Below are 13330 nucleotides of genomic sequence, written 5' to 3' on the forward strand. Positions count from 1 at the left end.
AAATGTTAGATCAAAAAAGAATTGTTGAAAATCTTGACGAAGTAATCAAAAAATTAAATCGCCGACATGATGATTTTTCATATTTGCAAGATATTAAAAATTTATCAGAACAGCGCCGTGACCTAATTGTTAAATCAGAAAAATTAAAGGAAAAACGAAATCTTGAGTCAAAAAAAGTTGGAACGTTAGTTGTAGAAAAGAAAGATCAAGAGGCGACAAAAATTAAGGAATTAATTAGTACGCTTAAGCAAGAAATGAAAACAATTGATGAACAATTAAAAGTTGTGAAAGATAAAATTAAAGCCATTTTAGAAGTTACGCCTAATATTCCAGATGATTCAGTTCCAACAGGAAAAGATGAAAATGATAATCTAGAAGTTCGGAAATGAGGAAAAATTCCTACTTCTAAAAAAATCAAAGAACATTGAGAAATAGCTACTGCATTAGATTTGATTGATTTTGAACGAGGAACAAAATTATCAGGTTCGCGTTTTGTGATATATAAAGGGATGGGGGCTAAATTAGAACGTGCTTTAATGAATTTTATGTTAGATGAACATGCTAAGCGAGGATATAACGAAATTGAACCACCAATTTTAGTTCAATCACAAATTATGTACGGAACAGGAAACTTACCAAAATTTAAGGAAGATTTATATTATATTGAAAAAGATAATTTATATTTAATCCCAACAGCAGAAGTACCAATTACTAACTTATATCGGGAAGAGATTTTAGCAAAAAACCAATTACCAATTTATCATATTGCTTATACCCCGTGTTTTCGTCAAGAAGCTGGTTCAGCTGGCCGTGACACAAAAGGAATTATTCGGTTACACCAGTTTAAAAAAGTTGAAATGGTTAAGTTTACAAGAGCAGAAGATTCATTTGATGAACTAGAAAAAATGGTGGTAGATGCAGAAAATATTCTCCAATTATTAGAAATCCCATACCAGGTAACCTTATTATGTTCTGGTGACATGGGATTTTCTTCAACGAAAACATATGATTTAGAAGCATGGATGCCTGGGCAAAATAAATATCAGGAAATTTCATCATGTTCAAACTGTCTTGATTTCCAAGCACGCCGAATGAAGTTATGCTATCGCGATGATAATAATGAAACAAAATTTGTCCATACTTTAAATGGATCGGGGGTAGCAGTCGACCGTCTAATTGCGGCAATTTTAGAAAATTATCAAAATGAAAATGGAACTATTAGAATACCAAAGAAATTACAAAGTTATTTACAAGGAGAAGTTGTTATTGCTTAAAATGTTTCACGTGAAACATCCCACATTTTAATAAAAATAATAGGCAAAATAAAATTATATGCTATAATATATATGTCATTACAATAGTTACATTTGAAACTGGTCAGGACCGGAAGGTAGCAGCCATAAAACTAAGGACTATGTGTAATGACATTTTTTATGACAAGGGTGAATTTATGAAAGATACCACATTAATTTTTAATAAATTATATAAGTTATCACAACGAGCATACAACAAAAAACATGTTCCAATTTCCGCACTAGTTGTTGATCAAAGGGGCAAAATTATTGCCATTGGATATAATAAAACAACAAAAAACTCTGTAACGACACACGCTGAGATTTATGCTTTAAATCAAGCGTGTCGCAAGAAACGAACAAATAAAATTAGCGATTGTTCAATATGAATTACCGTTGAACCGTGTATGATGTGCTTAGGAGCAATAATTAATTCAGGAATTAAAGTTATTAATTATTATTTGTCAAATGAAAAATATGGCTTTTTAAAATCTAACCATACTTTTGATGTGTCAAAATTAAAAGTTCATCATGTCAGAAAACGTGATGATAATGTTGTTTTAAAAGATTTAATGAAAAAATTTTTTGAACAATTAAGATAGAATATTTAAAATTAAAAGAGTAAAATAAAATTACTATAACTTCAATAATATTGAACAGAGGCATAAAAATGGATTATATTTCTTTATATCGTAAATATCGACCAAATAATTTTATTAAAATTGTTGGACAAGTTGAAATTAAAAAAGCTTTGAAAAATGCAATTATTAATAATACATTTTCGCATGCTTATTTATTTTCAGGACCACGAGGAACAGGAAAGACTTCAATTGCAAAAATATTTGCAAAAGCAATAAATTGTACTAATTTAGATAACGGAAATCCATGCAATACATGTCATAGTTGTAATGAAATAAATCGCGGAAGTGCCGTTGATGTATTTGAAATTGACGCAGCATCAAACAATGGGGTTGATGAAATTAGAGAAATTAGAGATAATGTGCAATTACTTCCTACTATGGCAAAATATAAAGTTTATATTATTGATGAAATTCATATGTTAACTAACTCAGCTTTTAATGCTTTATTAAAAACATTAGAGGATCCACCACAACATGTTGTCTTTATTTTAGCAACTACAAAAAGCCACAAGATTCCAGCAACAATTATTTCTCGTTGCCAACAGTATAACTTCCGTAAAATATCAAAAATTGAATTAGAAAATAATATTATTAATATTTTACAAAAAGAAGAAATTAAATATGATTTAATTGCGATTAAAGAAATTGCCCTATTAGCGGATGGAAGTGCCCGGGATTCGTTAAGTATTTTAGAACAAGTGATTATGTTTTCTAATCGGAATATTACGTTAGGAAGTGTTAACATTCTTTTTGCAACAGTTTCAAAAACAATTAAGTTAAAATTGCTAAAAGATATTTTAGAATATAAAACAACCGAAGTTTTATTAGCGAGTAAAAAAATTTATGAGGCTGGTTCTGATTTTGAAATTTTAACATTAAATTTACTAGATATGTTAAAAGAGATTTTTGAGTATAAACAAACCGGTAATGTTATTTTTTTAAATTTATTAACTGAAGATCAAGCAAACATTTTTGCAAAGCAGTTAAGTTCAAAAGAATTAATTATGTTACTTGATTTGTTTACAGAAGCATCGAGTAAAATGCAAAATAGTAAAACTCAAGAAATGTATTTTGAATTAATTCTTTTAAAAGCTTTAGCATTTTTTGAGAATAGTTCGAAAAACTTAGCGGATTTAAAATTAAGTGAGATAATTATTTTTGACAATAAAAATCAAAAAGGTATTAATGATAATATAATAGAACAAATTTCTGAAAATAAAGAAATAATAGAAAATAATTATGATAAAAATAAAATAGAATTTCAGAAAGAAATTATTTTTGCGGATAAAACCGTAGATGATAATAAGATATTAGCTAACCAAGAAGAAAAAAAATTATGAAATAATGATTTATTATTTGATGACGACGAACCAATTATTAGTTCTAGCAATGAAACAAAACCGTTTGAAGATAAAACAGCAAAAGATGTGCGTGATTCACAATCGCATTTTAATAAAACAATCGCTCAAGAGACATTAATACCAAGCGAAGCAGAGCAAATTTTACACAGCAAAGAATTAGCAGGAATAACTGATTTGCATAAGTATCGCGATGATATGAAAAATAAGATTAACATTTATGAAATTTCAAATATTAATTATTCTAATAGTCAAATTTTTAATATTTTAATTAAAGCTAATAAAAAAGAGCGTGAAAAATTTGAAAATAAATTTATGGAATTAATTAATGAAAAAGGAAAAGTGGTTCAATTAGATAAACTAATTAGTTTTTATGATGTTAAATATGCTGCAGCGTCAGAACAAGGATTAATTATTGTAACTAATACAAAACCAGAAGCGAATTGAATTAGTATTGAAATGTGTGATTGAGAATTTCGCAACAAGATTTTTCAATTTTTTGATTTTAATTTTGTTATTATTGCTTTAAGTGAAAGTGAATGAAATAATGTTCGTAATGATTATGTTAAGATTATACAAGCAAATAAATTACCACAACCAACATTAATCGATATGGAAGAATTTTACCACAATTTATTAGTGAAACAAATTGATAATTATGAAGAACATAAAAAATTACTTGAAACAGGAAAACAAATTTTTGATAATATTAAAATAGTTGAATAATTTATGGGATATTTAAAATAAACTATGAATAATTAATTACGGAATTAAAAATTATTTTAGGCGTTGGGGAAAAGGATGTGGAAAGAATTTTTAATAAATTAATTATTAAATCATCATTATTATATTAATTATAAAATGTTTTTAATGAAATAAAAAATAATTATCATCAATGCTCAATATGTTCAACATTAATTCAAAATAATGTTTATTTGTTTTGTTAAAATGATTTGCGTGGTCAAACAAAACTTTGTGTTTTTAGTAATTTTTTTGATTTGATAAAAATTGAAGCAACAAAAGCTTTTAATGAGTTTATCATGTTTTAAATGGTGAAATTAATGTTAAAAATGGTGTTACTCCTGATAAATTGATTTTTCCTGCGTTATAATTCGAATGAATGATAAAATTATACAAGAAGTTATTATTGCTGTTTGTGCTATACTTTTGAAGGAAAAGTAACAGCTCAATACTTAAAAACATTTTTACAACTTTTTGTGGTAAAAATATCACTTTTATCATAAGGAATCCCAATTGGTGGTTCATTAGATTACATTTACTAGGTAACTTTAAAACAAACACTAGAAAAGGGGTCGTAAAGATGTTTAAGAATAGGGGGTGTAATGATGCTATTTATAACATTGGAAGGAATTGATGGTTCTGGGAAAACGACAATTTCAAAATTATTAAAAGAAAAATTACGGTCAGAAGAATATCAAGTTGTTTTAACACGCGAGCCGGGAGGCAATGAAATTTCTGAACAAATTAGAAATATTATTTTAAGTAAACATAATTTGGGAATGGATAATTGGACAGAGGCTTTACTATATATAGCTGCGCGAAGACAACATGTTGTAGAAGATATTTTACCAGCTTTAAAAGAAGGAGTAATTGTCATTTGTGATCGCTTTATGGATTCAACTTCAGCTTATCAAGGATATGCGCGGGGATTAGGAATTCGCACATTAAACGAAGTTCAATCAATTGTTTTGGGCACAACAAAACCTGATTTAACACTTTTTTTTGATATTGAACCAACAACAGCAAACGAAAGAATGAAGGTCAGAAATGAAGGTGAAATGAATCGCTTTGATTTAGAAAATAATTTGTTTCATGAGAAAGTATATAAAGGGTACCAAGTTTTAATTAGTGAAAATACTGACCGGATTAAAGTTGTTGATGCCCGTAAAACGGTAAATGAAGTATTAGAACAAGTATATTATTATGTTGAGGAGATTATTCAAAAAATAAAGGACAAAGCAAATGGATAATTTATTTACAAAAAATGATGATGAAAAAGTTGCTCTATTTAAAAATTTAATTTTAAAAAACAATTTATCAAATCAACTTTTAATTTATTGCAATAATAAGGTTAAATTAGTAACATTTACAACAGAAATTATTAAATTTTTATTATGTTCAGAAAAAAAAGGTCAGGATTGTCAATGCGATATTTGTCAACGCGTCAATAATCAAACTTATTATGATTTAATAATTAAAGGTGATTTTGAAACAACAATCAAAAAAGAAGCAATTCAAGAAATTATTCAAACCTTTAATTATTCATCCTTAGAAGAAACAGGTATTAAAGTATATGTTATTAAGGAGGTTAATTTATTAACCCCAGAAGCAGCGAATTCTTTATTAAAATTCTTAGAAGAACCTATTAAAAATACTTATGCTTTTTTGCTAACAACTAATAAGACAAAAGTAATTGAAACGATTAAATCCCGTTGTTTAAATATAATTTTAGAGAATAGTACTAATTCCGAAGAAGTTGATGATTTTAAAAATAATTTTATTCAAACTTTTTTTAAAAATTTTGAAAATAATGCGGCAAATAATTTTATTCATCTTCGCCAATTAAATAGTTATGATAATATAGAATGTCGCGAATATTTTTTAGCAATTGCTAATGTTATCAAAAAGAAAGAATGAAATAAATATCAAATTACTGATCAAACTTTAATTGAAAAATTAAATCGTAAAAATAGTAAGTTAATTGAGATTTGTTATGATACTGCTAATTTATTATTGGAGAATTTAAATAAGGAATTAATTTTGGAAAAAGGATTTATTGATTGATATAACGAGATGTAAAATGGAAATTTTAAATGATTTATTAGATTATGATAGGATTAAAATTTAACAACGAACTTATATGTTTAATTTTTCCTTGGATAATTATTGGTTCATTAAAACATTTTGTAACCTTAAATACGCGAGTAAAAATATTTTAGATATCGGTATTAATAATGTTGCAATTCCGTTAATTTTATAAACTTTAATATCACCAAAAATTATGGGGATTAAATTGAAAAAAGAGTCGGAATAATTAGTGAAAGAAAATGTTTTATTAAATCAAAAAAAGTACGCAAATTAAAATTGTGTACAATTGATATTGATGATTATGTTAAAACGAATGCTAATTTTAAATATGATTTAATTTTATGTAATCCACCTTTTTTAAAGTTGATGGGGCAAAATTAAATGAGAAAAATAAGTTATTAATTCCAGCACGCCATGGAACAAATGTATCTTTAAAAGATATTATTTTTGTTGCTAATAAATTAATTGCCAATCGGGGTTATTTTACGATTATTAATCGAACAACAAGATTATTAGAAATTACTGCTTTATTAGTTAAATATGGTTTTAATATTAAACGATTACAGTTTATTTATCCTTTTTTAACAATTGAAGCAAATAATGTTTTAATTTAAGATCATTTTCAAAGTGGGTAAGGACTTATTGCTGAGGAACCAACTGAGGAATCAATTAATTATAGTAAATAATAGCGATAATCACTATACAAAAACAGTTTTAAAATTATTTCGAAAATAGGTGATTAAAATGGATACTAAACTTTTAAAAAAAAATGAAAAATATGTTATTGGTGTTTCGGGTGGTCCAGATAGTATGTTTTTACTTGATAATATTTATCATAGTTCTGAATTAGATATTAATAATTTTATTGTTTGTTTAGTTAACTATCAAAAACGAGAAGATAGTAATAATGATGAACAAATTGTTGTTGAATATTGTCAAAAACGAAATATTAAGTTACATGTTAAAAAAGTAACGTCGCAGAAATATCAACAATATCAAGAACTATCACATAATTTCCAACGGATTGCGCGTGATTTGCGTTATGATTTCTTTTGCCAAATTAGTGAAAAATATCATTGCCAGGGAGTTTTAATTGCTCATAATTTAACAGATCATATTGAGACATATATTTTACAAAAACAACGAAACGGCATTGTTGAGCATTATGGTTTAAATAAAAATAGCTATTATTATTCACAAATGTTATGAACAAAACTTAATGTCTTTCGAATTATGTTAAAAATAACACGAGAAGAAATTATTGAATATTTATTGCACCATAAAGTTAATTATTCGATTGATTCAACTAATATTTTAGCAATTTACAATCGCAATATTATTCGAAATGAAATTCAACAAATTAATTTACAAGATATATTATTAGAATTTGACCAAAAAAATAAAGAGAATGAACAGTTAAAATTAATTGCCAAGAATTATTTAATTGATAATTTTGGTCAAATTAATGTTACTAGTTTTAATGTTCTTAATAATGTTAAATTACAAAAAATTATTATTTTTAATTATTTTAAAACTAATAATGTTGTTCATTTAATTAGTCATAAAAAAAGAAAATTTTTAGATGAAATAATTAAGGAGTTAAAAAGTCCAAAAACCAACCTTATTATTAATATTAATGCGGATTATGCCTTAATTAAATCATATGATAATGTTGCTATTATTAATAATGATCTTTTAAAACCAACAACAATACAAATTAGTTTAAAGATTAATTTACCCGTAAAATGGCAAGAAAATACCGTTAATTGAGGAACTAAAAACAAGCACCTTTTTAAGATTACAGTAGCGCAATGACCAATCACAATTACTAATGATTTATTATTACTAAATAAAGTAATAATAAATAAGACACCATTAAATCGTTGATTTATTAAAAATAAAGTTTCGCTTTTAGCGCGAAAAAGTTATTTTGTCTTAGATAAAAATAATCAGCTTATTTATGCCAATAATTTAGTTAATTTAAAAATTAATGAATTTATTAATAATACTTGCTTGGAAAAACAAAATTTATTTTTTTTTATGATAAAATAGTCTATAATTGGATTGTTGTTTAAAATGCCCAAAAAAGATTAATTTTTAAGTATTACATAGAGGGGAAATGGTTATGAATAAGAAAAGAATGTGGTTTGCAATTATAAGTTCTCTAATTTTTATTGGTTTGATTATTTTAACAATTGTATTATGAACAAAATCAGATATTACAAAAATTAGTGAAGGGGGCATGCAAAGTATTGGTAATACCCAGAAATATAATGAAAAAGAAATTAATGAAATGACTATTGAGGCTGGTGTTGGTAAAAATAGTGTTGTTATGAAAGGGGTTATTCGTTATTCTGAAGGTGGGAATATTAAAACTGTCCGTTATAATTCTGAATGAAGTCGTGAAGGTTTTAATAATTATACTTACCGACCTGGAGAAGAAACAAATATATGAAATCATAATTTTAAAGAAAAATTAAAAGGTGGTCTTGTTTCAATTGATCGTGAATTTGTTCCAATGTGACAAGCAATGTTAGCCCAACTGGTGCCGTGATTATTAATGGTTGGAATTGCGGTGTTTATGATTACGCGGTTATCAAAAATGTCGGGTGGAATATCGGGGGCTAATCCTTTTTCAATGGGGAAAAATAAAGCTTGTCAAATTAAATCAACTGTTAAGTTTTCGGATGTAGCGGGAATTAATGAAGAAAAAACAGAATTAGTTGAATTAGTTGACTATTTGAAAAACCCACAAAAATATTCAAGTATGGGAGCTCGTGCGCCAAAAGGAGTTCTAATGGAAGGACCACCCGGAACAGGAAAGACCCTATTAGCAAAAGCGGTTGCTGGAGAAGCTGGTGTACCATTCTTCTCGATTTCAGGTTCTGAATTTGAAGAAATGTTTGTTGGAGTTGGGGCTTCAAGAATTCGTGAAATGTTTATTGCCGCTAAAAAAGCAGCACCATGTATTATTTTTATTGATGAAATTGATGCTGTTGGTCGTAAAAGAACTGTTTCATTTGGGAGTGGTACTAATGAACAAACATTAAACCAGTTATTAGTTGAAATGGATGGATTTGTAACTAATATTGGAGTTATTGTAATGGCAGCAACAAACCGAGTTGATGTATTAGACTCAGCCTTATTAAGACCAGGTCGTTTTGACCGTCAAATTCAAATTTCATTACCGGATATTAATGAACGTGAAGCAATTTTAAAATTACATGCTCGCAACAAAGCAGTTTCAACAGAAGTTGATTTTAGACGAATTGCCGAAAGAACGCCTGGTTTTTCTGGGGCACAGTTAGAGAATGTTTTAAATGAAGCAGCAATTTTATGTGTTCGTAAGAATTTAAAAATTATTATTGTTAATATTATTGATGAAGCGATTGACCGCGTTGTTGGGGGACCAGCAAAAGAATCACGTAAATATTCAGTAATGGATAAAGATATTGTTTCATATCATGAAGCTGGTCACGCTTTAATTGGTTTACGATTAGAAGCTGCTAGCAAAGTTCAAAAAGTTACAATTATTCCAAGGGGACAAGCTGGCGGTTATACAATTATGACCCCAAAAGAAGAAACAATGTTCCACAGTAAAGAAAACTTATATGCAACAATTACTGGTTATTTAGGTGGGCGTGCTTCAGAGGAAATTATGTTTGGAAAAACAAAAATAACAACAGGAGCGCATGATGATCTAGAAAAAGCAACCAATATTGCTCGTCATATGGTTACTGAATACGGAATGAGTTCATTAGGATTAGTTCAATTTGAATCACCAAAAGATGAATATACAGGAACAAGAAAACGATATTCAGAAGATGTGGCAGCTAGAATTGATACGGAAGTTCGTAAAATTTTAGATGATTGTTATGTTACAGCAAAAGAATTTATTTCTGAAAATCGTAGCTTATTAGATTTAATTGCTGAAAGTTTAAAAGTATTAGAAATAATTACAGCTGAACAAATTGAATATATTGATAAATATCATAAGTTACCAGATGAAGTAATTTATGAAAAAGAACGTGCAGCTAAGCATAAAGAAAAAGAAGATAAAGGTGAAATTTTAGAAATTAAACCAAAAGAACGAAAAAAAAATCACCCGTCAGATGATAAAAATAATGATCAAAAATAAAAGTAGGTTGAATTAAACCTGCTTTTATTTTACTTTTCCGGATTGTTGTACTATAATTGAAGCTGAAAGAAATTTATTAAAGTAGTTTTAAAAAAATGGATAAAGTAACGAAAGCAATTAGTAATTTTCATAATATTAAAATGACCTTTGTTGATGTAACCAAATAATTAAATGATATATATTAAAATATATGAAAATAATTTACTTGTCACAATTTTGTTATCACAATTTATTTTATTAACTATTTTAATTGGTAGTGATATGAAGAATACAACTGATAAAATGACAAGTATTGTTAATAGTAATGGTTTAATTAGGAATTATTATAGAGGAGTATACTTTGGGGGTTATAAAATACGAGGATTTTGTACTAATCCTTAATTTGATTTTGAGGAAATTGATGGGGATCATAATGTTATTTCGCAAGTAGTCGTAACAATGATTATTTACGAGTTATGAAAGATTTAGGAATGAAAGAGAATTTTTTGGGGCAAATCTAAATTAATTTATGGTTAAATTAATTTAGATTTTACTTATTATTTAGCACAAAGCGAACAAATTAAATATATTATTGCTTGTTCAATTAAAATTAATGAAGATAATATCATTGCCAAAGTGGTTGGTTTTTTTGCGAAGTTATTATCAGGATATAATGATAAGGACAAAGATATTTATTATTTAGAAGAAAATATTGATAATTTAGAAAACATTAGTCATAAATTAATTGCGGAAGATAATATAATTAATATTTTTTAAATTAATTGATCAAGAAACCAAAGTGTTAAAAGCTGATGAGGTTAATTTTTAATTTAGTTGTTTATATGAAAAAGCTTTATAATAAGCTAAATTATTAGGTGATGAGCATCTTAACAAAATTATAGCAAGCAATTTGAACTTCACCATTGCTTGTGACTTTTGTTGCAAAAAATATCTTATTTTATTATAGATAGTGATTTAAAAACCTTACTAAAAGTAATAAGGATAATATATCCAAATAAGTTGATAAAATTAAAATAATTTTGTTATGATATTATTATGATAAAAAATATTTGTTAAGTGTAATTTAATTTTCAAAAGGGAGATAAAATACAATATGATTGAAATTAAAGATTTATCTATTACAGATCAAAAAAAATCAGAGGGGAAAAAATCTAAAACAAAAAAATCAAATGAAAAAGATGGAAAAGAAAAATTTTATTATAGTGCCGTTAAAGAATTTAAACAAAAATTAAAAGAACAAAAGAAACAAACAAAGTTATATTCAAAACGGATTTTAAAAAGGGAAATTATTTCAACAACAAACAGCAAACCAGATATAAACAAATATGTAATTGAATTAGTCAATGTTAAAAAATCATATATTACTGGCGAAGTTGAAATACCAGTTTTAAAAGGAATTGATTTAAAATTAGAAAAAGGAGATTTTATTGTAATTTTAGGTCCTTCTGGATCAGGAAAGACAACATTATTGAACATTATTTCTGGATTAGATAAAGTTTCTAGTGGTGATGTTTTTGTAATCGGTTATAATTTATCGTTATTAAAAGATATTGATTTAACAAAATTTAGACGAGATAATATTGGTTTTATTTTCCAACAATATAATTTATTAACTAATTTAACTGCCAAAGAAAATGCTGAAGTTGGTGAAAACTTAAGTAAAAATAAAAATAAAGATATGACAATTAAAGATATTTTTGAAACAATTGGGATGGAAGAACAAATGAATAAATATCCACACCAAATGTCAGGGGGACAACAACAACGTGTTTCGATTGCTAGAGCATTAGCAAAAAACCCCAACATCTTGTTTGGGGATGAACCAACGGGAGCTTTAGATGAAGAAATGGGTCGCAAAGTACTTGAAATTTTAGTTGATGTTAATAAAAAATACAAAACAACTGTAATTATTGTTACCCATAACCCTAATATTGCTGATATTGCTAATATTGTTATTCATGTTCGTAATGGTTTAATTGACCAAATTAAAAATAACACCCACCCTAAAAAACCAAGTGAAATTGATTGATCTTAATCTATAAAACGCTAATAATAGCACTTTATAGATTTTTTTATGGAAATTATAATTAGTAGTTATTTTCAACTTGAATTATAATATAAATATCTTAAACTAAAAATTTTTATTAAAATATTAATAAACTGTTTAACAGTGTTAAAAACTTGTTATAATTAAAATGAATATTAACTATTTATTAAGTAATAATTTATTCATTAATATTTTTCAAAGGAGGAATTTAAATGGCAGATTGTGCTTTAGTTTGCAATGCGTGTTAATTGTTCTCATATTATGGATCAGATAGTGATCATAAATGTAGTGAATGTAATTGTAATTAATCACATGGTTAAAAATAAAAAGGGTGGTAATTGGGAATATTGAAATTAAAGGGCAAGTTTTTAACACCAATGGTTGGAATTACTAATGAATCATCTCGTATTATTTGTTATGAATTAGGGGTGGGATTTGTTTATGCTGAAATGGTTAATGATAAAGCAATTTTGCGAAAAAAAAATGAACGAATTTTATAAATGATTAAAGTTAATAAATTAGATCATCCAATTTCAATGCAAATTTTTGACACCGATATTGAAACATTTGTTGATGCTGCAAAATATGTTGATCAGATCTACAGTTACTTGCGATATTATTGATATTAATATGGGATTGTCCGACCCCGATAATTTTGATTAAGTAATAAGTGTGATCATTTTTATTAAAAAACACACCAGTAATGAATTTATTGTGCTACTAAAGTAAAGTGGTTGTTGAAAATGTTGCGAAACCAGGTGCTATTAAAATTATAATTGGATGATATGAAGAAAATATTAATTGTGTTTAAATTGCAAAATATAGCGAACAAATAAGGGCTCGGGGTAATCTGTGAGTGTTTATTAAACAAATTCACCATTTTTTAGATACAAGTTAGAAAATTGAACAATCACCATTAGATTAATGACGAAGTATTATTTTACGTATTTGCATCATGTAGATACAAGTCCCAAATTTCGTATCCCTTGTTATATTTATAATGACAATAATACTATTTTAAAGAA

Annotated in this window: 11 protein-coding genes and 1 other RNA gene; all 12 read left to right on the forward strand. The window is 26.6% G+C overall.

Annotation, left to right across the window (positions count from 1 at the left end):
• Nucleotides 1–2 precede the first annotated feature (2 nt).
• The 12 genes from serS to ACE38S_RS05420 all read left to right on the forward strand — a co-directional run bounded on the left by serS (nucleotide 3) and on the right by ACE38S_RS05420 (nucleotide 12805).
• Nucleotides 3–1274 (forward strand): serine--tRNA ligase, encoded by a 1272-nt coding sequence (serS, locus tag ACE38S_RS05365; protein WP_374696716.1) that lies wholly within the window; start codon nucleotides 3–5, stop codon nucleotides 1272–1274.
• Between the two features lie 67 nt (nucleotides 1275–1341).
• An RNA gene (gene ffs, locus ACE38S_RS05370) (signal recognition particle sRNA small type) lies at nucleotides 1342–1436 on the forward strand.
• A gap of 14 nt (nucleotides 1437–1450) precedes the next feature.
• On the forward strand, nucleotides 1451–1894 hold the full coding sequence (locus tag ACE38S_RS05375) for a deaminase (protein WP_374696717.1): 444 nt from the start codon (nucleotides 1451–1453) through the stop codon (nucleotides 1892–1894).
• Nucleotides 1895–1962: 68 nt separating this feature from the next.
• Complete coding sequence (dnaX, locus tag ACE38S_RS05380; protein WP_374696718.1) at nucleotides 1963–4017, forward strand: DNA polymerase III subunit gamma/tau; 2055 nt, start codon at nucleotides 1963–1965, stop codon at nucleotides 4015–4017.
• Nucleotides 4018–4637: 620 nt separating this feature from the next.
• Entirely contained in the window at nucleotides 4638–5282 is a 645-nt protein-coding gene (gene tmk / locus ACE38S_RS05385) for a dTMP kinase (protein WP_374696719.1), read from the forward strand.
• Nucleotides 5275–6111 carry a DNA polymerase III subunit delta' gene (locus tag ACE38S_RS05390; protein WP_374696720.1) on the forward strand — a complete coding sequence of 279 codons (837 nt, stop codon included), beginning with the start codon at nucleotides 5275–5277 and terminating at the stop codon, nucleotides 6109–6111. Before tmk ends, ACE38S_RS05390 begins: the two co-directional genes overlap by 8 nt.
• A gap of 753 nt (nucleotides 6112–6864) precedes the next feature.
• Nucleotides 6865–8172: a tRNA lysidine(34) synthetase TilS gene (gene tilS, locus ACE38S_RS05395; protein ID WP_374696721.1), complete on the forward strand. Its 1308-nt coding sequence runs from the start codon at nucleotides 6865–6867 to the stop codon at nucleotides 8170–8172.
• A gap of 73 nt (nucleotides 8173–8245) precedes the next feature.
• Nucleotides 8246–10258 carry an ATP-dependent zinc metalloprotease FtsH gene (gene ftsH / locus ACE38S_RS05400; protein WP_374696722.1) on the forward strand — a complete coding sequence of 671 codons (2013 nt, stop codon included), beginning with the start codon at nucleotides 8246–8248 and terminating at the stop codon, nucleotides 10256–10258.
• Nucleotides 10259–10429: 171 nt separating this feature from the next.
• Nucleotides 10430–10639 (forward strand): Hsp33 family molecular chaperone HslO, encoded by a 210-nt coding sequence (locus ACE38S_RS05405; protein ID WP_374696723.1) that lies wholly within the window; start codon nucleotides 10430–10432, stop codon nucleotides 10637–10639.
• Nucleotides 10640–10828: 189 nt separating this feature from the next.
• Nucleotides 10829–11014, forward strand: a complete 186-nt coding sequence (locus ACE38S_RS05410; protein ID WP_374697155.1) for a hypothetical protein — start codon at nucleotides 10829–10831, stop codon at nucleotides 11012–11014.
• Nucleotides 11015–11351: 337 nt separating this feature from the next.
• Entirely contained in the window at nucleotides 11352–12293 is a 942-nt protein-coding gene (locus ACE38S_RS05415; protein WP_374696724.1) for an ABC transporter ATP-binding protein, read from the forward strand.
• A 350-nt stretch (nucleotides 12294–12643) separates the two neighbouring features.
• Nucleotides 12644–12805, forward strand: coding sequence for a tRNA-dihydrouridine synthase (locus ACE38S_RS05420; RefSeq protein WP_374696725.1), 162 nt, complete (start codon nucleotides 12644–12646; stop codon nucleotides 12803–12805).
• Nucleotides 12806–13330: the final 525 nt, after the last annotated feature.

It is taken from the genome of Spiroplasma endosymbiont of Polydrusus formosus, from assembly GCF_964263245.1.
In the GTDB taxonomy this organism is placed as follows: Bacteria; Bacillota_I; Bacilli_A; order Mycoplasmatales; family Mycoplasmataceae; genus Spiroplasma.